The 19,033-nt window shown below is 70.2% G+C and carries 19 protein-coding genes and 2 pseudogenes; 15 read left to right on the forward strand and 6 right to left on the reverse strand.

Features of this window, described 5'->3' with window-relative positions; translation table 11 throughout:
* Positions 1 to 443 (reverse strand): AfsR/SARP family transcriptional regulator (locus AB0J52_RS05995; protein WP_500180446.1); only part of this gene is annotated, 443 nt, incomplete at its 3' end.
* 103 nt (positions 444 to 546) lie between these two features.
* Here AB0J52_RS05995 and AB0J52_RS06000 point away from each other — a divergent pair.
* From AB0J52_RS06000 to AB0J52_RS06010, 3 genes are read left to right on the forward strand one after another with little or no spacing between them, the layout of a single operon-like run.
* Complete coding sequence (locus AB0J52_RS06000; RefSeq protein ID WP_500180447.1) at positions 547 to 1,194, forward strand: hemerythrin domain-containing protein; 648 nt, start codon at positions 547 to 549, stop codon at positions 1,192 to 1,194.
* 33 nt (positions 1,195 to 1,227) lie between these two features.
* A complete protein-coding gene (locus tag AB0J52_RS06005) occupies positions 1,228 to 1,653 on the forward strand; it encodes a DUF4267 domain-containing protein (RefSeq protein ID WP_500180448.1) in 426 nt (141 codons plus the stop codon).
* A 53-nt stretch (positions 1,654 to 1,706) separates the two neighbouring features.
* Entirely contained in the window at positions 1,707 to 3,020 is a 1,314-nt protein-coding gene (locus AB0J52_RS06010; protein ID WP_500180449.1) for an FAD-binding oxidoreductase, read from the forward strand.
* Between the two features lie 375 nt (positions 3,021 to 3,395).
* Here the strand turns inward: AB0J52_RS06010 and AB0J52_RS06015 are convergent, their stop codons facing one another.
* Positions 3,396 to 3,938: a CGNR zinc finger domain-containing protein gene (locus AB0J52_RS06015; RefSeq protein ID WP_500180450.1), complete on the reverse strand. Its 543-nt coding sequence runs from the start codon at positions 3,936 to 3,938 to the stop codon at positions 3,396 to 3,398.
* Positions 3,939 to 3,964: 26 nt separating this feature from the next.
* Between AB0J52_RS06015 and AB0J52_RS06020 the strand changes: the two genes are divergently transcribed.
* Positions 3,965 to 4,918 (forward strand): DMT family transporter, encoded by a 954-nt coding sequence (locus AB0J52_RS06020; RefSeq protein WP_500180451.1) that lies wholly within the window; start codon positions 3,965 to 3,967, stop codon positions 4,916 to 4,918.
* A gap of 228 nt (positions 4,919 to 5,146) precedes the next feature.
* Here the strand turns inward: AB0J52_RS06020 and AB0J52_RS06025 are convergent, their stop codons facing one another.
* Positions 5,147 to 5,683, reverse strand: coding sequence for a TetR/AcrR family transcriptional regulator (locus tag AB0J52_RS06025; RefSeq protein ID WP_500180452.1), 537 nt, complete (start codon positions 5,681 to 5,683; stop codon positions 5,147 to 5,149).
* A 51-nt stretch (positions 5,684 to 5,734) separates the two neighbouring features.
* On the opposite strand from AB0J52_RS06025, the gene AB0J52_RS06030 reads away from it, so the two are divergent.
* Together AB0J52_RS06030 and AB0J52_RS06035 are read left to right on the forward strand one after the other, a co-directional pair.
* Complete coding sequence (locus AB0J52_RS06030) at positions 5,735 to 6,532, forward strand: NAD(P)H-binding protein (protein WP_500180453.1); 798 nt, start codon at positions 5,735 to 5,737, stop codon at positions 6,530 to 6,532.
* A 169-nt stretch (positions 6,533 to 6,701) separates the two neighbouring features.
* On the forward strand, positions 6,702 to 7,106 hold the full coding sequence (locus AB0J52_RS06035) for a RidA family protein (protein WP_500180454.1): 405 nt from the start codon (positions 6,702 to 6,704) through the stop codon (positions 7,104 to 7,106).
* 451 nt (positions 7,107 to 7,557) lie between these two features.
* Here the strand turns inward: AB0J52_RS06035 and AB0J52_RS06040 are convergent, their stop codons facing one another.
* Together AB0J52_RS06040 and AB0J52_RS06045 are read right to left on the reverse strand one after the other, a co-directional pair.
* Complete coding sequence (locus AB0J52_RS06040; RefSeq protein ID WP_500180455.1) at positions 7,558 to 8,133, reverse strand: GNAT family N-acetyltransferase; 576 nt, start codon at positions 8,131 to 8,133, stop codon at positions 7,558 to 7,560.
* Positions 8,134 to 8,616: 483 nt separating this feature from the next.
* Positions 8,617 to 9,351, reverse strand: a complete 735-nt coding sequence (locus tag AB0J52_RS06045) for an SDR family oxidoreductase (protein WP_500180456.1) — start codon at positions 9,349 to 9,351, stop codon at positions 8,617 to 8,619.
* 71 nt (positions 9,352 to 9,422) lie between these two features.
* On the opposite strand from AB0J52_RS06045, the gene AB0J52_RS06050 reads away from it, so the two are divergent.
* Positions 9,423 to 10,370 carry a LysR family transcriptional regulator gene (locus AB0J52_RS06050; RefSeq protein ID WP_500180457.1) on the forward strand — a complete coding sequence of 316 codons (948 nt, stop codon included), beginning with the start codon at positions 9,423 to 9,425 and terminating at the stop codon, positions 10,368 to 10,370.
* A 742-nt stretch (positions 10,371 to 11,112) separates the two neighbouring features.
* Positions 11,113 to 11,301 carry a hypothetical protein gene (locus AB0J52_RS06055; RefSeq protein ID WP_500180464.1) on the forward strand — a complete coding sequence of 63 codons (189 nt, stop codon included), beginning with the start codon at positions 11,113 to 11,115 and terminating at the stop codon, positions 11,299 to 11,301.
* A 156-nt stretch (positions 11,302 to 11,457) separates the two neighbouring features.
* Here the strand turns inward: AB0J52_RS06055 and AB0J52_RS06060 are convergent.
* Positions 11,458 to 11,559: pseudogene (locus tag AB0J52_RS06060) on the reverse strand (DNA-binding transcriptional regulator); the annotation flags it as partial.
* Between the two features lie 156 nt (positions 11,560 to 11,715).
* Between AB0J52_RS06060 and AB0J52_RS06065 the strand changes: the two are divergent.
* The 7 genes and pseudogenes from AB0J52_RS06065 to AB0J52_RS06095 all read left to right on the forward strand — a co-directional run.
* Entirely contained in the window at positions 11,716 to 11,913 is a 198-nt protein-coding gene (locus AB0J52_RS06065; RefSeq protein WP_500180458.1) for a hypothetical protein, read from the forward strand.
* A gap of 64 nt (positions 11,914 to 11,977) precedes the next feature.
* A complete protein-coding gene (locus AB0J52_RS06070; RefSeq protein WP_500180459.1) occupies positions 11,978 to 12,820 on the forward strand; it encodes an NAD(P)H-binding protein in 843 nt (280 codons plus the stop codon).
* Between the two features lie 58 nt (positions 12,821 to 12,878).
* Positions 12,879 to 14,024, forward strand: a complete 1,146-nt coding sequence (locus AB0J52_RS06075; RefSeq protein ID WP_500180460.1) for a winged helix DNA-binding domain-containing protein — start codon at positions 12,879 to 12,881, stop codon at positions 14,022 to 14,024.
* A gap of 718 nt (positions 14,025 to 14,742) precedes the next feature.
* On the forward strand, positions 14,743 to 15,111 hold the full coding sequence (locus AB0J52_RS06080; protein ID WP_500180461.1) for a MarR family transcriptional regulator: 369 nt from the start codon (positions 14,743 to 14,745) through the stop codon (positions 15,109 to 15,111).
* 51 nt (positions 15,112 to 15,162) lie between these two features.
* Positions 15,163 to 15,696, forward strand: coding sequence for a RidA family protein (locus AB0J52_RS06085; protein WP_500180462.1), 534 nt, complete (start codon positions 15,163 to 15,165; stop codon positions 15,694 to 15,696).
* 495 nt (positions 15,697 to 16,191) lie between these two features.
* The gene (locus tag AB0J52_RS06090) at positions 16,192 to 17,676 is read left to right on the forward strand and encodes an alpha/beta hydrolase (protein WP_500180463.1); all 1,485 of its coding nucleotides are present in this window, start codon (positions 16,192 to 16,194) and stop codon (positions 17,674 to 17,676) included.
* Between the two features lie 607 nt (positions 17,677 to 18,283).
* Positions 18,284 to 19,033, forward strand: a pseudogene (locus tag AB0J52_RS06095) (IS5 family transposase); the annotation flags it as partial.

Genomic DNA, 19,033 nt, shown 5'->3' on the forward strand with positions numbered 1-19,033 from the left:
CACGGCTCGTCGGCGACCTCGGCGAACGCCGGCCCCTGCCACAGCCCCAGGGCCTCGGCGAGCCGGGCCTGGGCGACGCGCGGGTCGGTGTCCGCGCGGGCCTTGGCGAGCAGGTCCTCGAACCGCCACGCGTCCACCGACTCCGGCGGAAGCCGCAGGGCATAACCGGGCGCCGCGCTCACCAGCAGCCGGGCCGGCGTGCGCGGCGGACGCCCGGGCTCCAGCAGCCGGCGCAGGTTGGACACGTACGCCTGCAAGGACGTCAGCGCCCGCGCGGGCGGCTCCCCGCGCCACAGATCCTCGATCATCCGGTCGACCGGAACGACCTGCCCCCGCGCCGCCACCAGCAGGGCCAGCACGCCGCGCTGCCGCGGCCCGCCGAGGTGGACGGCCTCACCGTTCACCTCGGTCGCGAACGCGCCCAGCACCCGGATGAAGACCATGATCCGCACATCCTACGTGGACGGTTCCAAGTCGCCTCCAAGTCCGCTCCAAACCCCCGCGAGCAGTCTGAACACGTCGCAACCGACGAAGGGCGAGGGACAGATGAGCGTCGACACCCAGGACATGAAGATCATCCACCGCGTGCTGCGCCGCGAGTCACGGCTGCTGGTGGAGCTCGTGGCGGCCGTGGCCCCGGGTGACACCGCCCGCGCCAAGGTGATCGCCGACCACTTCCGCGTCTACCGGCTGGGCCTGCGCAACCACCACGAGGGCGAGGACGAGCTGCTGTGGCCGCCGCTGCTGGCCCGGGTGGACCTGAAGGCCGACATCGTGCTGCGGATGGAGGCCCAGCACGAGCGCATCGCGGCCACCCTGACCAGGCTGGACACGGCCGTCCCCGCCTGGGAGGCCACCGCCGGCGCCGACGAGCGCGACACCCTCGTGGCCGTCCTGACCGAGCACCGCGCGGTCCTGCTGGAACACCTCGACGACGAGGAGGACACCCTCCTCCCCCTCGCGGCCGAGCACATCACCGAGCAGGAGTGGGCCTCCCTGGGCGACCACCTGGTGCACAACACCCCCAAGGCCACCCTGCTCACGCTCTTCGGCGCCGTCCTGGAAGAGGCGAACCCGGCCGAGCGCGCCATCGTCCTCGGCGGCGTCCCCGCTCCGGTCCGCGTCATCTGGCACGTCATCGGCCGGCCGCGCTACGCCCGCCACATCCGCCGCGTCCGCAGTGTCCGCAACTGAACCTTCTCTTTTCGTGAGCCAAGGAGACCAACCATGTCACTGAAGAACGTCAACACCGTCCTGACCACCGCCTTCGTCCTGTTCATCCTCTGGTTCGGGACGGAGTTCATCCTGAGCCCCGAGACGACGGCGCCGGGCTACGGCCTGCCGCACACGCCGTCCGGCGACGCCGGCGGATTCCTGGTGGTCAAGGGGATCCGCGACGTCGTCCTGGCCCTGGTCATGGGCGTCCTGCTGGTGACGGGCCAGCGCCGGGCGCTGAGCTGGGTGCTGCTGGTGGAGTCCCTCGCCGCGTACGGCGACATGGCCAACGTCCTGTCGCACCACGGCTCGGTGGCCGCCGCGTTCGGCATCCACTGCCTGACCGCGACGCTGATCGTGGTCAACGGCCTGCTGATGATGCGCGAGACCCGCAAGGTCGCGGCCGTTCCGGCGACGTCCGCCCCGCAGCCCGCCTGACCCGGTCGCCCGCCGAACGCCGACTTTCTGTGAACTCTTGGATGGAGACAACAATGACGATCAACGACCTGCGTGGCGTCCTGGCGAAGGGCCGCGTGCTCCTGCCCGGTGATGACGGTTTCGAACAGGCTGCGACCCCGTGGAACCTCACCGTCAGGCAGCCGGTCGCGGCTGTGGCTGAGGCCGCGGATGCCGACGACGTGGCGGCGCTCGTGCGCTACGCCCGCCGGACGGGCATGACGGTGGCCGCGCAACCGACCGGGCACGGCGCCTCGGGGGATGTGGAGGGCCTGATCCTTTTGCGCACCGGCCTGCTGAACAAGGTGGAGGTAAGCGCAGAGGAGCGCGTGGTCCGGGTGGGCGCAGGCGCCAGGTGGGGGCAGGTGCTGGCCGCCGCCGGGCCGCTGGGCCTGACCGGCCTGTCCGGCAGCGCGCCGGGGGTCGGCGTCACCGGCTACACGCTGGGCGGTGGAATCGGCTGGTTCAGCCGCAAGCACGGCTTCGCCTCCGACAGCGTGCGGGCCTTCGACATCGTGGACGCCGACGGTGAGCCCGGCCGGGTGACCGCCGAGTCCGACCCCGAACTGTTCTGGGCGCTGCGCGGCGGTGGCGGCGACTTCGCGGTGGTGACGGCATTCGAACTCGACCTGTTTCCCGCGCCCGTCCTGTACGGCGGACGCGTGGTCTGGCAGGAGCCCCGGACCAGAGAGGTGTACGACGCGTTCCTGGAGATCACCGCCGAGGCACCCCGTGAACTCAGCGTCTGGATCAACCGGTTCCAGCCTCCCGGCGCGCCGCCGGTGGTCACGCTGGACCTCGCCTACCTGGGTGAGGCCGCTCAGGCCGAGGAGCTGCTGGTGCGCATCGACAAGCTCGGGGGCGCGATCTCCGACAGCCGCGGCACCGTCCCTGTCGCCGACCTGGGGCGCATCACCGCCGAGCCCACCGATCCCGTCCCGTCCATGACCCGTGCGGAACTGCTCACCGCCCTGGACACCGACGCGGTGGAGCTCCTGCTGGCCAAGCCGCTCGACCCGCTCATCAACATGCAGATCAGGCACTTGGGCGGAGCGCTCTCCGAACCGGGCCCCGAGGCTGGAGCCGGTGGCGCGGTGGCCGAGCCCTACCTGCTCAGCCTGCTGGGCCTCGGCCTGCCGCACACGGCCGAGGCGACGCGCGCCCGGCAGGCCGAGGTCGTGGCCGATCTGGGCTCCTACGTCAGCGGCCGCAAGCCGTACACCGTCCTGTCGCCGGGCGACTCGGCGGCCCACGCCTTCTCGCCCGGCACACTTGAGCGCCTGCGCGAGATCAAGCGGGCCCGCGACCCGCACAACGTCCTCCGCGCGAACTACCCGGTGCTCGGATAACCCAGCCCCCGCCGGCCCCCGGCCCCGCCGCCCACCGTGGCGGCGGGGCCACGCCCGCTCAGCGGGCGGCGTGAGCGGATCAGCCTCCAACTCCTTGATGCTCCCGCGCGGCTGGGAGACGGTGTGGAGAGGCGGCCGGGGCAAACCAGGCACGGCACGTAGCAGTTCGGTGGGAGCGACGTGGACGGCCTGAGGTGCTGGCGCGGTGACGTGGACGTCCCGGACGACCGCCATCCAGCCCGCCCCCGCCCCTCCGCGACCGGGAGGCCAAGCGTGGTGATTTTCATCACGAGGCTGGGGCGCGCGCGTGTGACGGTCGGGCGTGGCGGGCGCGTCCGAGCGACGGCCGAAGTCCGTTCCCCCTTGTGGATTGGCTCACATGCCGTTCGCCGGGGTCGGGTCGCCGTAGCGCCGGCGCGCCCGGTGTCGCCGGACGTTGACCGCGTTCGCGCATCGCACGCTGCAGAACGCGCGCCGTCCGTTGCGGGAGGTGTCCACGAAGACGATGTCGCACCCTTCGCGCGTGCAGCTGCCGAGCCGTCCGGCCGCTCCGTCGGCGATCACCTGGGCGAGCCCGGCGGTCGTGAGGGCCTTGACCCGCGTGGTCACCTTCGCGTCCAGGGGCGCGTAGTGCAGGTGATAGGGCAGGCCGTCGTGGCTGACCAGCCTGGGGCGGCAGTCGGCGGCGACGAAGAGCGCGTCGACAGCGGCGGCCTGCTCGGCCCCGGTCGTCTCGAAGGCGAGCCGGAGCCCCTCGGCCCAAGCGCGGAGTTCCGCCGCGCCGGCCTGGTCCAGGCTCGGCCGGTAGATCTCGTAGCGCTCCAGCAGGTCGGACATCCAGGCCGCCGAGCCCGAGGGTTCGTTGACGAGTTCCGCGGCGACGATGGCCCCGGCCGCCGTGTAAGTGTTGAACTGCACAAGGTCATTACAGCACCGTTGAGACCATGACTTCGCCCCAGACTATGGCCCCTGTGAACCTCACCGAGGCCGCGCGGCCCCCCGGCACGGCGCGGCCGGTCGCGATCGCGACGATCAGCGGCCTGATCGCGGTCGTCATGTGGGGGCTCGCTCCGGTGGCGACCCGGGCAGCGGTCGCCCAACTGGCGCCGCTGCCGCTGACGGTCCTGCGCGCGCTGCTGGCCGGCCTCGTATGCCTCCCCTGGTGCGTGAGCGGGGTGCGCCGCCTGAACCGCGCCGAGCTTCTCCGCGCGATCGCGGCCGGCCTGCTCGGGATGGTCGGCTACAACCTGCCCGTGGCCCTCGGCGTCCAGTGGCTCCCCGCCTCGACGGCCGCGCTGGTCCTGGCCACCGAACCGGTCTGCATCCTGTTGCTGGCGCGGTTGTTCCTCGGCCGCCGCACTCCCCGCTGGGCCTGGGTCGGCTCCGCCATCGCCCTGGGAGGGGTCGCCGTCATCGCCGGTCCGGAGGCGCTGCCCAGCGACTCGGGCACGCGCGCGCTCGAAGGGCTCGGACTCGTCCTCCTGGGAACGCTGCTGTTCGGCGCCTACACGATCGTCCTGCGCCCGCTCAGCACCGCTCACGGCGCCGGCACCGCCAGCGCCATCTCCACAACGATCGGCGCCGTCCCCTACTTGCTGCTTGTGGGCACGCTCACTCCGCACCGCCTGACCTCCCTCGGCCCCGCGGCCTGGGGCGAACTGGTGTTCCTCGCCCTCGGGACCAGCGTGGCGGGCATCCTCCTGTGGAACATCTCCGTAGCCCGCATCGGCAGCACCCGTGCTGGGCTCCTGCTCTTCATGGAGCCCTTGGTCGGCGTCACGGGAGGGCTCGTCCTCCTCGGCGAACACCTGTCCTCCGCGAGCATCGCGGGTGGCGTCCTCCTCGTCGCAGGAGTCGTCATCGCCTGGGCAGCCCAACGCCGCGCCGACCCGACCTGAGGTGCCACCGCGAGGATGGGCTGCCGAGAATCACGAACCTGCCGCCCCCCGGCAGTTCCGGCCTCGTCCGTTGGCGGAGTCATGCGAAGTCAACCCAGCTTTCGTCCATCGACCACACGGCGGCAGGCGGAACCAGGCTCCGCACTCGCCTGTCGCCACCCGTCCGTCCTGCTCCGCGTCACCCGCTGAACCTTCCTGCCCGCCTTCGCTGAACGCGAGGTCGGCCTTCTAGCGCCCGTCGAGGCCGTCGAGCATCAGGGGCAGGAAGCGCTCCGGGATGACGCCCGGATGGCAGGCGAACACGTTGAGCAGCTCCATGAGGTCACTGGTGCCGACATCTGCGCGCATCGCACCGTCCGCCTGCGCTTGCCGCACCAGTTCGTCGAGTCGCTGCACCAGCGCCTGTCTTGCCTGCGGCGCGGTGGTCCCGGCCAGCGCGGCCGCGATGGCACCACGGCCCTTCTCCACGCTGTGGACAATGAAGGCGCGAACGGCCGCCCACGCGTCAGGCTCGGCCGCCACAGCGCGGTCGAGGCCGTCCATGAGCTCGTGAACGTACTGCTCCGCCAGGGCAGCCAGCAGTACGCCACGGTCGGGAAAGCGGCGGTAGAGCGTGCCGACGCCGACGCCGGCCCGCCGAGCGATCAGCTCCATCGGCGCGTCCGCGCCGCGCTCGGCCACCGCGTCGCGGGCCGCCTCCAGGATCTTGTCCCGATTGCGGCGGGCGTCAGCGCGCATCGAACTCTCCTCGAACTGGACGATCATCTTCCGGTTAGCATATAACCGGAAGCTCACATTCCGCTTAAGGAGGTCGCGGTGATCGTGGTGACGGGCGCGACGGGGACGATCGGACGCGCGTTGGTCGAGGAGCTGGGCGGTGCCGTGCGAGCCGTGGTGCGGCGCGCGGAACAGGGCGAGGAACTGGGATGCGACTACGTGGTCGGCGACCTGGAGAGGCCCGGGAGCATCCCGCTCGAACCGGGTGACAGGCTCTTTCTCAACAGCGCGCTGTGGCCGGGTTTCGTGCGAGCCCACAAGGCGGTCATTGATCACGCGAGGGCCTCGGAGGTCGCGCAGGTGGTGACCGTCTCCGTGCGCGGCGTGACGTCGAGCAGCCTGCTCGGCTTCGGCATGCACGGACAGGTCGACGAACACCTCAAGGCGTCGGGGGTCCCGTGGTCGATCCTGGCGCCCGTCGGCTTCATGCAGAATCTCGCGAGCGACATCGACGAGGACGGACGGATCTTCGGGTCGTACGGCAGAGGCAGCGTGGGCTACATCGACGCGCGCGACATCGCGGCGGTCGCGGCCGCGCTGCTCACGCGCCCCGTCGGAGCCGACGCCACCTACGAGCTCACCGGGCCGGCGGCGCCTACGCATGACGAGATCGCCGCCGAGCTCACCCGCGCCCTCGGCCGAACCGTGCGATACATCGACCTGACGGTCGAAGAAGCCGCCGTCCACCTGGAGAAGCGCGGCATGCCCACCCAGGCGGCCCGTGACCTGGCCGAACTCATGTCACAGATCGGCGATGGACGCTGGGCGAGCACCACCACGGCCGTCGCCGACATCCTGGGACGCGAACCACGGTCGCTGCGGGAGTTCCTGGGTTAGACGTGGACAGCGGCGGCCGAGCAACAGAAACCCGGCCGCCGCTCCCAACGCGGCGTCTGTCTCCCCCTCTGCGGCAGGGCGAGGGCATTGCGGCCTGTCCGAATACGGCAGGTCACCGGTCACGAAAATGAGTTGCCCGCTGCTGGGGTGGGCCTGCCAGACTCCGCGCATGGCAGAGAAGATCACTCGTATCAATCCTGAAGGGCTCCATGAGACTCCCGGTTATCACCACATCACCGTCGTAGAGGCAGGGCGTACCGCACATCTGGCCGGGCAGTGTCCGATCGACCTGGATGGTCACGTCGTTGGCGTTGGGGACCTCGACGCGCAGATCGACCAGGTAGTGGCCAACTCGATGACGGCCCTGCAGGCCGTGGGGGCTGCGCCGGCAGACGTCGTACGATCGGTGATCTATGTGGCGGCCGACGAGCAGAAGGTGCTGGGCCGCGCCTGGGCCAGGTTGGCCGAGTCGCCCCTGAAAGAGGCGTTCACCACCGCGAGCACCCTGCTGGGAGTCGCGCAGCTGGGCTTTTCCGACCAGCTCATCGAGATCGACCTCACCGTGGCCCTTTAGACACAGGAAGCAGTCAGGGATTGACGGTCGGTTTCGGCGGCGACGGGTGACCCTCCTGAGAATTCTGCAGCAGAGTCCCCCGAGCCACCGAAACCGCCATCCCCAGCCATTCGAAGCCGTATGCGATAACAGGCGATGACAACGCCGACCACGCGTACGCCTCGGCGCTCCACTTGACCACCGCCGTGGTCGGCGGCCGCGACGGCTCCTGGCCGACGTCGCGGGCACCGAGATCGGCGGCGCACTGACCGACTCACAGGGACGTGCGGGCCAGCGACGTGGACCGCAACCGAGCCGACGGCGGCATCCCCATCGCGTCGAAAGCACTGAGCCCTGCCGGCGCGGTGGCGTCCCTAGGGTCCAACCGCAGCGCCGGCAGGAAGGCTGCCGCGTGTACGGCTGGCAGCGGGATCTTCGGCCTGGCGGGGGCGTCCCAGCGTCTCCGCGGGGATCACTCGTGGGCGGGCCATTCCTCGGCCAGGAGCGCATATGAGAGACCGTCGAGCCATCCCTTGGTGCGGTGGAGGGAGTCTTTCACCGTGTGCTGTTCGCGGCGCATCCCAACCCGCTCCATCAACCGCCAAGAGGCTTCGTTGGCGTAAAAGCAGTCCGCGTGCAGGCGGCGCAGGCCGAGTCGCTTGAAGGAGATGTCGATGAGAGCCCGTACGGCTTCGGTGGCGTAGCCCTTACCACCGTAGGAGGGATCGAGCGTCCAACCAAGCTCTCCTTGGACGCCCTTCGCCTGGTCAGCTACCTCTTTCTGGGCCCAAGCGTCCTGGATCCTCAACGTCAGGTCGCCGATCACTCGGCCGTCCAGCTCGACGAGAACCAGGTCCGCGAGCTGCTCCTCGCGGAGGAAACTCTCGCGATAGTCGTCGTAGTTCTCCGTGGCGGCCGTGACCCATTCCTGAGTCTCGGGCAGCTGCCTGAAAGCCCAGGTCGCGTCCACGTCGTCGGGCGTTGCCCGACGCAGCAGCAGCCGCTCGGTGGAAATCGGCCAGTCCAGCGTGTCAAAAGGGTGACGCATAGGCCTCATACTGACAGCGCGCTGTGGTGATGCACAAAGGAGTATTCGGGGCGACGTCTCCGACAACGAAGCGGCGATCGCCCGACAGGAACCGACAACACATCGAAGCGACCCAGGCTCCCGGAACCAGCCCTTGACCTGCCCCTCCAAGGGGGTGCTCACTTTGGCTCCGGCTCGGTAGTCCTCCTGCACGCCACCCGCATCCGAGCGGCCAGCCACGACAAGGCGAGCCCGCCGGACGCCTTAACGTGACTGGCCAGTCGGTTGCTGCTCAAGCCCCGAGTGCCTCCGCGGCCGCCCCCGGAGGGCAACGAGCCCGCCTGCAGGCACCCGCAAGAAGACGGTCGGTGGCGCGGACGACGCACCGCCCAGTCGATGCCGTCCCATGGCCGTCCACCTGTGCGAGCAGGAGATGAACCTGTGTCACATCACCAGCGGCACGAAGAAGGGGCAGCACTCCTCACCTGCCACCTCGGCATGGCCTCACCAGGGAATCGGTCCGTCCTCGGCCAGAAAGGCGCCCGTGGGACCGTCCTCGCCCGCAGTCGCCAGGTCGACCGCGACGGCCGCGCCCTCCTCCGCCGTCCGTATCCCGGTGTGGCGGTTGAGGTCGGTTGCGCAGTAGCCGGGACTCACTGCGTTGACCAGGATCCCTTCGGCGCGCAGTTCGTCGGCATAGAGGACGGTGATGGCGTTCAGCGCGCTCTTCGAGGTGCAGTACGGGAGGAGAACCGAGGTATAGGCGGACCACGGGCTGCCCGGGTCGGCCAGGTGGGTGAGGGAGCCGAGTTCGCTGGACATGTTGACGATGCGTGCGGCGGTGGAGCGGCGCAGCAGAGGGAGCATGGCGTGGGTCACCGCGATGACGCCGAACACGTTGGTCTCGTAGACCTGCCGGACGGCGGCGGCGGGGGTTTCACTCGGTTTCTGCGGCCCGGCGGCGATCGCGGCGTTGTTGACGAGGATGTCGAGGCGGCCGAACGTGGCGTCGATGTGCTTGGCGGCAGCCTGGACCGAGAACTCGTCGGTGACGTCCAGCGGTACGAACCGCACGTCGCCGCCGTCGGCACGAAGCTCCTCGGCCGCCGTCTCACCACGCTCGGCGTCGCGGGCACCGATCAGCACAGTGATGCCCAACGCTGCGAGCCTGCGCGCCGTTTCCTTGCCGATGCCCTTGTTCGCGCCGGTGATCAGGGCTGTCTTTTGCGAGGTCGTCATGGGCACCAGCCTCCCGTCGTCCACGGGCGGCAGGGAAAGACCGGAAGAGTTTGGACCTATATTCGGCAGATATGACTGAGCTGGAAGTACGGGAGCTGAGGTACTTCATCGCGGTCGCCGAGGAACTGAACTTCAGCCGGGCCGCGCAACGCCTGGCGATGGCGCAGCCACCGCTGTCGAAGGCGATCGCTCAGATGGAGTCCCGGCTCGGTGTACGCCTGCTGGAGCGCACCACCCGCCAGGTGGAACTGACCACCGCCGGTGAGGTGCTGCTCGACCAGGCCCGGATCGCGGTCGACGCGGTGCACGCGGCGGCGCGGCGTGCACGCCGCGCCGGTCAGCCGACACCCCAGCTCGTCGTGGCGGTCAAGCCGGGAGGCGATGCCGGGCTGCTGCGGGAGATCCTCGCCGCCTATCGGGGCGCGGGTTCGCATCTGCCGCCGGCTGAAGTCGTCGTCGGCGGAAGCGGAGAGCCGATCGCCATGTTGCGAGACGGCCGTGCCGACGTGGCGCTGCTGCGTAACCCGTTCGACGGCCAAGGGCTGGATTCTCAGACGCTCGTGGTCGAGCCGCGACTGGCCGTTCTTCCCGCCGCGCACCGCCTGGCCGGACGCCGGCGACTTCAGCTGGCCGACCTGAGGGGCGAACCGATCCCACGTTGGAAGGGAGCCGCTCCCTCCGCCACCGCCTACTACACAGGATGCGACGGAGCGGAAGCAGGCGATCGCCACACAGGCTCGGCGCCGGCCGACACTCCTGAGGGGCCGGTCGTGGCCAGCGTCGAGCAACTCCTGGAGGTGGTCGCGCTGGGCCAGGCGGTGGCGTTCCTGGCACTCTCCACCACCAAGCGGTACCAGCGCCCGGACATCGCCTACCGTCCGGTCATCGGCCTCAGTCCCAGCGCGGTCAAGGTCGCCTGGCCGGAGACCTCGCGATCCGCAGCCGTCGCCGCCTTCGTCCAGGCGGCCCATGACGTCGCCGCCCACCACGCTGACCACATGACCGCCCTGACCTCCTGACCGGGGGCGTTCGCCCCTGGCGATGGCAATCACCGGCGGAACCGATGTCCGTCAACCAGCCAGCGCGAAGAAGAGCCAGTCCCCACTCGCCACCGCCATGCTCCTGCCGCGTCAGCCTGATCACAGGCAGCGGTGGATGGAAACGGCTGAGCGCTAACGGCTGCTTGCCTGCCGAGCCCAGAACCCGCACGAGCGGGTACTGACGCCCGCCACCAAGCCCTACGCTGCGCGCCCGCGCGCCCCTTTCATCGCCCTCAGCCCGAAGTGGCGTCCTCGGGCGCTTCCCTCACCTGGAATCGGACCCGTGTCGTCCAGCTCTCTGCCACAGCGCTGAACCGATCATGCGTTTCGTAGAATTCGAAACTCGTTTCGTAGATAATTTTACGTCATCCTGATGCGAGGCCTGAGTGAATGAGAATCACCGTTATCAACCATCGAGCCCTCGAGGGGCCTTCGAGGTACCGGGACGTCACCGCACGCGCCTAGGTGCGCGTGGATCGCCCCGGCGTCGGCGGCTCACGGGCTCCTCGCCGGAAGCGGCGGGTCCCCGGGACCACCTCTCCCTGAAACTCGCTGTTAGAGAAGTCCATGTCGGAACGAGTTCGTCAGGAAGCCTTCAGCGGCCCGGCAACGGCATCAAGGCGCTGTCTCACGTCCGCAGGACACTGCCCCCCCACTGGGTGCACCGTGCCCATCCTGACGGGCGGTCAGGAAACGCGCGGACCTCAAGGAGAGCCACCGAATGCGCAAGCTCCTCACCTCTGCCGACGCGCTGGCCACCGGTGTGCTGACTGGCCACCGACGCCAAGTGGATCCGGTCCTGGCCGAGCTCGACGCCGCCCGTTGGCTCGCGTCCGAACTGGAGCTGGTCACTCGGGAGCTGGTGGTGTCCGCGCGCCGGGACGAGCGGCGCTACTCCCGGCGGCTGTGAATGTCCGAAGGCGCGTGCACGGGTGAGCTGGGTGGTTGTCGGGTGTGCAGGGGACTGTGGGCTGACGGGGTGTCCTGAAGTCGTGTGGACTACAGACGCCTCCGGCCCGTACTCGTGTGCACGACGGTGGGAGTTGTCAGTCGGTCGCGAACGCGGGAGGCGGGCTGGCAGCACCTGCTCCAGCTTGGCCAGTGCGCGCAGCGAGGTTTCCTCAACGTCGAGCCGCAGGGGCGGCAGCGCGGCGTCGTCGCCGAGGCGCAGCAGCTGCGCCGAGGTCTCCAACGTTCTTCGGAGTCCGCCGCTTCATTAGGAGCGGACCCCGCCTAAACGGATCCTACGTTGATGACCATGACGAACGAGTATGAGGAGGCGGCGGCGGCCGTATAACAGAAGTCGAACGGCCGGGGCACCTGCGTGTCCGAGCCGACCACAGTGCCCCTCGGCCTGGCCGATGTCGCGTGGGACTTCCCGTCCATCCGGACGCTCGCCGAACGCGACGACACCAACATCCTCTCCTTGAAGGTCTATGACCGGGGCAGCCACTTCGCCGCGCACGACTCCCCCGATCTGCTCGTCGGAGACATCTGGCAGTTCTTCGGCAAGGTTCGCTGATCCGCCGCCGGTTGTCGGCAGCCCCCCTTCAGACCCCATGAATTCACACGAAAAGGAACCCCCCATGTACCTCGTCATCGGCGCCACGGCTCACTTCGGACGTCAGGCGGTTGAGGAGTTGGTCGCCGCGGGTGCCCCGGTGCGGGCGCTGACCCGGACTCCGGAGCGGGCCGGGCTCCCGCAGGAAGTCGACGTCGTCCGGGCCGATCTGACCAAGCCCGAGACGCTGCCGGCGGCGTTGGCCGGAGTCGAGGCCGCCTTCCTGGTTCTGCAGTACGGGATGGATGTCGCTCCGCTGCTGGCGGCCGCGGGCCGGGCCGGGGTGCGGCGGCTGGTGTTGCTGTCCTCGGGGGCGGTCGTCCCGGGCGCCGAGCGGCAGCCTGACGTGATCGCCCAGTACCACCGCGACGTCGAGCGGGCCGTCGAGGCGTCCGGAATCGAGTGGACGTTCCTGCGGCTGCTGTTCCCCGCCATCAACTCGTTGACGTTCGCGATGCAACTCCAGGGCGGTGACGTCATTCGCGCGCCCTACACCGAAGCGGCCTTCAGTGCCGTGCACGAGCGGGACGTCGCCGAGGTGGCCGCGCGGATCCTGGTCGGCGGCGGGCACGCGGGGCGGGCCTACGATGTGTCCGGCCCTGAGTCGCTGACCCAGGCACAGCAGGTCGGCATCCTCGGTGAGACGCTGGGGCGCCCGCTCACTGTCGAGGACCTCGACCCCGAGCCTGTGCTGGAGCAGATGAGCCAGTTCATGGACCCTGAGTTCCTGGCCGCGCTGTTCGCTCTTATGGCGCAGGCGGTCGGCAAGCCCGCGGCGGTCAACGACGTCATCGAGCAGATCACCGGGCACCCCGCGCGGACCTACGCCCGGTGGGCCGCGGATCACCGGGCCGACTTCGGCGGCTGATCAACGAGGCTGGGGCGGCATCGGCCGCCCCAGTGGTGTGGACGGAGAGGACGGCACGGTGGCCCAGGTGCTGAGGCAGCGGGAGTTGGGCAGAGCCCTGCTGGCCCGTCAGTGGCTGCTGGAACGGGCCGACGCGACCGCCGAGGAGGCGGTCACCCGGCTGGTCGGCATGCAAGCGCAGGCGCCGTATGCGCCCTACTTCGGGCTCTGGAGCAGGTTGCGGAGGTTCGGTACCGCCGACCTGGCCGACGCGCTGACCCAGCGCCGCCTGGTGCGGGTCGCGCTGATGCGCAGCACCGTCCACCTGGTCACCGCGGCAGACTACCGCTCGTTGCGGCCGTGGGCGCAGCCCGCGCTCGACCGTGAGCTGGACACCGCGTTCGGAACGGTCCTGACCGGTCTGGACCGTGTGGCCGTGGCCGAGTGGGGCCGGGCGCTGCTGGACGCACGGCACCTCACCCCCAAGGAGCTGAGGGCGGCGCTGCACGAGCGGTGGCCCGATCACCAGCCCCACGCGCTCGCCACCGTGGTGCGCAACCTTGTGCCGCTTGTCCAGGTGCCGCCACGGGCCGTCTGGGGCGTCGGCGGCACCACCCGGTACGCGACGGCCGACGGCTGGACCGGAGCCGAGCCAGACCCCGCCGCCGACTGCGAACACATAGTGCTGCGCTACCTCGCCGCGTTCGGCCCGGCCTCGGTCGCCGATGTGCAGACATGGGCCGGCCGAACTCGACTGCGTCCCGTCCTGGACAGACTACGACCGCAACTGGCGGTCTTCCGCGACGAGCGCGGGGTGGAGCTGTTCGACCTGCCGGACGCACCAAGCCCCGGCGCCGACGCCCCCGCGCCGGTTCGCTTCTTGCCCGAGTACGACAACCTGCTGGCCTCCCACGCCGACCGCGCCCGCGTGATCTCGCAGGAGGCCCGCAAACAAGTCATGACCCGCAACGGGATGCGCGCCACATTCCTGGTGGACGGGCAGGTGACGGGCGCCTGGAAACTCCACCAGGGCAGAACGTCAGCGACTTTGGAGATCGACCCGTTCCGGCCGCTGACCGCCACCGAACGCGCCGAGGTCGAGACCGAAGGCGCCCGGCTGCTGGAGTTCGCCGCGCCCGGCGCCGACCACGACCTCCGCACCGGCAGCCCCACGCTCGCCGGCCACGACGACGCGATGACCGGCGAGAAAAGCGATCGGCAGTGAACAGGCCCCGCTCATACACGCCACCCGCAGACACCCGCTCAGGCCGCTGATCGCGCCTTACCGGCGTCCTCCTGCCGAACGTGACCCCGGCGTACACCCGGTAGGCCTTGCGTTCGGCCGGTCCGGCGCCCTCGGCGGCCAGGGCGGCGCCCTGCTGCAGCAAAGCGTGGTGGAGTTGCAGCGGCACGTGCGCCAACGGCTGTCCGCAGGTTCCTCAGCCCCGTGATCCCCGCTTCAGACCTCGGATTGCGAGGCCCCAGCCCGGACAGCACGCCGTCACTCCCCTCGACCGCCGAGGCGAGCATGTCCGGGTCCGCGGACGCGAGGTCGGCGGTGACGACACGCGCCCTCTCGTCCAAGCGCCCGGGGGTTGCGGGCGACCGCTGTGACGTCGTGCCCCGCGGCGGCGAGGGCCTGGTCGAGCAGTTACCGGCCGATGCCGCCGGTCGCGGCGAAGATCGTGAGCTTCATCGAGGACGCCCTCTTTCAGGATCGGCATCCCTCTCACAGGGGGTGATATCTGGATGACGTAAGATTTGGAACTCATTGGATATGAGACCCGTACCAGCGCTCGGCAGAAGGGGGCACGCATGGCGTCCGAGGCGCCCCAGGACGCCGACCAGGCACGGCGCGACGGCGAACGACCGCCACGATCAAGGAATCCCTGCGTGAGCTGAGCATCCAGCTGTCCCTGCTCAACCACCAGGTCGGCGCGCGCGTGGACCTCAAGGACATCGACGTCTCCTGCCTCGACCTCATCAACCGCCACGGTCCGCTCAGCCCCAGCGCCCTGGCCCGCCGCGCAGGCCTCCACCCGGCCACCATGACCGGCGTCCTCGACCGGCTCCAGCGCGGCGGCTGGGTCGTCCGCCAACGCGACCCGGACGCCGCCGACCGACGCGCCGTCGCCGTCCACGCCCTGCGCGACCGCAACCCCGAAATGTTCCAGCTCTACTCGGGGATGAACGAGTCCATGGACCAGATCTGCGACGAGTACACCGACGCCGAACTCGAACTTCTCGCCGGCTTCCTGCGCCGCACCACCCATGCCGGGCACGAGGCCACCGACCAGCTGGCCAACGAGTGACACCGGACGGGATCGCACGCCGCGGGGCCGCTGCCACCAGGACGGACTCCGATGAACGAAGACCTCCCGATGAACCAGATTCCCTCGCCGGAGCAGAACGGCCCCGCTGATCCCGAACAGGAATACCGGCGAATCGGCCTCGCCGACGTCCAGCCACCGACGCCGATCGGGCGCTTCCGCCGTGGCGTTCGGGCCGGCGACCTGTTCTTCGTCTCCGGGACCTACGGAACGGTCAAGAACGAGAGCGGGGAGGACGTCCTCCCGATCGCCGGGAAGCTCGGCCGCGAACTGAGCGTCGCGGACGGCTACCGTTCGGCCCGGCTGGTCGCGGTGAACCTGCTCGCCATGGCGCGCGCCGAGCTGGGCAGCCTGGACCGCGTCGGCCAGGTCGTCCGTCTGGCGGGCTATGTCAACTGCGTCCCCGGGTTCGCCGAGGCGCCCGCCGTGCTCGACGGAGCGTCCGATCTCCTGGTCGAGGTGTTCGGCGAGGACAGAGGCGGCCATGCCCGGATCGCGCTGTACCAGAACGACCTGCCCCGCGAGGCTCCCGTGGCCTGCGAACTGACGCTGCACCTGCGGTTCTAGCGGGCTGCCGAGGAGAGGACGAACTCCTGGGATGAGCTCGGCGAGCCTCGCCGGTGTCGGCGGCCACGGCTTCGGCCCGGCGACCTCCCGCCTCGTCGGAACGCGGAGAACGGGCAGGGCCCGAGGTCATCGAGTGATCCGCTCTCGCATCACGGGCAACTTCTCGTCGCGACCGCGGCCACCGGCATGTCGATGGTCGCGCGAGAGGCCTGGGGCAGCGTCACTCCGAGCGCCGCAACGGTCATGAGGGCGCCTGCCCGCAGAGTAGGACTCTCCCCTTCGTCCTTCGCGCTGCGCGGGTCGGTCAAGGTTCCTCCAAGGCCGTCGGCGTCAGACCGCCATCACTGTGCGGTCCCCCCTCGACCGGTCGAGACTCTGGCCGGTTCCGGTCCCTGGTCAGCGTCACACAGCTCCGGGCGCATCCCCCCTACTGCTAATCCTTCGTACGTCCTGGGACGGATGAGTAGGAAGGGACGGGCTCTGTAGCGTCCCCGCATGAGGAGATCACGACTGGTCACACTCGCCGTCGCGACACTTGCCGGGGTCGCGACCGCCACCTCGCCATCGCAATCCGCACTCGCCGCACCGCCCGCCACGTCCGCGACGTCCTGGAGCCCCTGCCTCCACGCCGGACCGGGCTCCGGTGCACAATGCGCGGACATCAAGGTGCCGCTGTCCTGGGACGACCAGCACGGACGCAGCATCACCCTCAGCCTGTCCCGTCTACCCGCGCTCGACCAGAAGCACCGCATCGGATCCCTGCTGATGAACTTCGGCGGACCCGGCGGGGCGGGCGCCGAGATCGTCGCCGCGGGCGGACGGAACCTGGTGCCCGCCTCCCTGCAGAACCGGTTCGACATCATCGGCTTCGACCCGCGCGGCGTCGGCACGAGCACCGCCGTGACGTGCGGCGGGCCCGGCCTGTCCGCCAAGGTGCCCGCCTTCCCGAACTCCCCCGCCCAGTTCGCGGCGATTCAGCGGCAGAGCGCGGCCTACGGAACGTCCTGCGTCAAGAACTCCCCACCCGATCTGGCGGCCCACGTCGACACCGTCAGCGCGGCCCGCGACATGGACGCGATCCGCGTCGCGCTCGGCGAGAAGAAGGTCAGCTACCTGGGCCTTTCCTACGGGACCTACCTCGGCCAGACCTTCGCCCGCCTGTACCCGCACCGCATCAGGACGATGGTCCTGGACGGCGCGATCGACCACGCCGTCGGCCCGCGCGACTTCCTCTACCAGGAGGCGTCGGCGCTGTCCGAGGTGTTCGGACGGTTCGCCTCGTGGTGCTCGGCGTCCACGTCGTGCGCGCTGCACGGCCAGAACGTCGTCAAGATCTGGGACGACCTCGTCGCCCGCGCCGCCCGCACGCCGATCCCCGCGCCGAACGCCCAAGGCGGCGCGACGACGGTGGACGACCAGGCGATCCAGCTCGTCCTGCCGAATCTGCTGATGGCGAGCTCGTCCGTCCTGTTCCCCTCGACCTGGACGACACTGGGCGACGGCATCGCGCGCGCCCAAGCGGGCGACGCGTCCGTCCTCGCGGACAACTCCGCGATCGGCCAGCCGCAGGACGCCTACGCCGCGATCAGCTGCCAGAGCTTCCCGCCGCAGCTGCGCGGCTACGCCGACGCCGCGTCCCGCCTCGCGCACGCCCGCGCGATCTCCCCGCACACCGGCGGCGCGTCCGAGGCGTGGATGATGACCGACCTGTGCGCGTCCTGGCCCCTCCCGGCGTCCGACCCGTGGGCCCCGCAGCGGATCACCGGCACACCGCCGATACTGATCACCAGCAACAGGTACGACCCGTCCACCCCGCTGGTCTGGGCTCAGGGCGTGCACCGCGAGATCCCCAACAGCGGCCTGCTCATCGCCGAGGTCGCCGGGCACACCACCTTCTTCAACTCCGCCTGCGCCCGAGCCGCCCAGGCGGACTACCTCATCACCGGAAACCTCCCGTCCACCCCGACTTGCGGCGCGTAACCCGCGTGTAAGGCACCGTGTCGTGGCCGGCCACGTCCCGTCCGTTGCCGAGGACGCGGGCGACGGTCTCCGCATCCGACAAGGCCAGCAACTGACGAGCCTCCCGCAGCCCGTCATTAACGATCGTCGGGGCGGCGCTCGGGGCCGATCGGCTGCCCCGGGCATGGCGGGAAGCTGTAGAGCCTCTGCCGGGCTGAAGCTTCGGCTGCTGAGCCGCGAGGGGCGGCCGGTGCGGTGGCCGCCCCTCGCGGGTTACGCGAGCGATCTGGGCCGCCGCCCGGGACCCGGACGACTTCGAGCGGGCCTTCTGGGCGACCGCGTCCGCGGGCGGGGACGTCGACACGACCTGCGCGCCCGGCCGGCACGTACTCAGAGCCCCGTCGATGAACCGTCCCGAATGCTGAGGCCCCGCCGCGACGAGCCCGGCGGCGACGAGGCTCCGTGCTTGACGGCCGCGAGGAGGTCGTTCGCCGCACGATCCGCTGACATCATCGCCATCACCCCAAGCATCCGTGTAACCACAGAACCACCCTCCGGCGCCCCCGCCCGCGGAATTGGCGGGACCGCCGAGCGGTGGCCCTAGGGCCTGTTTTGTGGATCTGGATCTTTGGGTTGTGGCTTGATGGTGGCCATGGTGCGTCGACACGAGTTGACCGATGCGGCCTGGGCGCGGATCGAGCCGTTGCTGCCGGTGAGTGCCGGGCCTGGTGGACGGTGGCGTGACCACCGGCAGGTGATCAACGGGATCTTGTGGAAGATCCGCACCGGTGCCGACTGGCGGGACGTGCCCGAACGCTATGGGCCGTGGCAAACCCTGTACCAGAGGTTCCGTCGCTGGAGTGGGGACGGGACCTGGGAGCGGCTGCTGGCCCACGTCCAGGTCCACGACGATGCGGTCGGGGTGGTGGACTGGTCGGCGGTGTGTGTGGACTCCACCATCGTGCGGGCTCATCAGCACGCCGCCGGCGCCCGCAAAAAGGGGAACAGCCGGGGACGAACCCGGCATCACCGTCGCCAGACCAGGCGCTCGGACGGTCCCGCGGCGGACTGACCACCAAGATCCACCTGGCCTGCGACGGGCGTGGTCTGCCGCTGGCGTTCACCCTCACCGGCGGGAACGTCAACGACTGCACCCGGCTGATCGAGGTCGTCGAAGCCATCAGGGTCGCACGCGCCGGCCCGGGCCGTCCACGGACCCGGCCCGGGCACCTGATCGCCGACAAGGGCTACTCCACCGGCATCATCCGCGACTATCTGCGCCGGCGGCGGATCGGGCACACCATCCCCGAACGCAGCGACCAACTGGCCGCTCGCGCCCGCCGGGGGCATCGCCGCTGCGGTTTCGACCGGGACCGCT

It is taken from the genome of Spirillospora sp. NPDC049652 (genome assembly GCF_040675125.1).
Taxonomy (GTDB): domain Bacteria; phylum Actinomycetota; class Actinomycetes; order Streptosporangiales; family Streptosporangiaceae; genus Spirillospora.

Coding starts and splice junctions, on each gene's coding strand:
- AB0J52_RS06000 (WP_500180447.1), top strand. CDS start 547: ATGAGCGTCGACACCCAGGACATGAAGATCATCCACCGCGTGCTGCGC.
- AB0J52_RS06005 (WP_500180448.1), top strand. CDS start 1,228: ATGTCACTGAAGAACGTCAACACCGTCCTGACCACCGCCTTCGTCCTG.
- AB0J52_RS06010 (WP_500180449.1), top strand. CDS start 1,707: ATGACGATCAACGACCTGCGTGGCGTCCTGGCGAAGGGCCGCGTGCTC.
- AB0J52_RS06020 (WP_500180451.1), top strand. CDS start 3,965: ATGACTTCGCCCCAGACTATGGCCCCTGTGAACCTCACCGAGGCCGCG.
- AB0J52_RS06025 (WP_500180452.1), bottom strand. CDS start 5,683: ATGATCGTCCAGTTCGAGGAGAGTTCGATGCGCGCTGACGCCCGCCGC.
- AB0J52_RS06035 (WP_500180454.1), top strand. CDS start 6,702: ATGGCAGAGAAGATCACTCGTATCAATCCTGAAGGGCTCCATGAGACT.
- AB0J52_RS06040 (WP_500180455.1), bottom strand. CDS start 8,133: ATGCGTCACCCTTTTGACACGCTGGACTGGCCGATTTCCACCGAGCGG.
- AB0J52_RS06045 (WP_500180456.1), bottom strand. CDS start 9,351: ATGACGACCTCGCAAAAGACAGCCCTGATCACCGGCGCGAACAAGGGC.
- AB0J52_RS06050 (WP_500180457.1), top strand. CDS start 9,423: ATGACTGAGCTGGAAGTACGGGAGCTGAGGTACTTCATCGCGGTCGCC.
- AB0J52_RS06055 (WP_500180464.1), top strand. CDS start 11,113: ATGCGCAAGCTCCTCACCTCTGCCGACGCGCTGGCCACCGGTGTGCTG.
- AB0J52_RS06070 (WP_500180459.1), top strand. CDS start 11,978: ATGTACCTCGTCATCGGCGCCACGGCTCACTTCGGACGTCAGGCGGTT.
- AB0J52_RS06085 (WP_500180462.1), top strand. CDS start 15,163: ATGAACGAAGACCTCCCGATGAACCAGATTCCCTCGCCGGAGCAGAAC.
- AB0J52_RS06090 (WP_500180463.1), top strand. CDS start 16,192: ATGAGGAGATCACGACTGGTCACACTCGCCGTCGCGACACTTGCCGGG.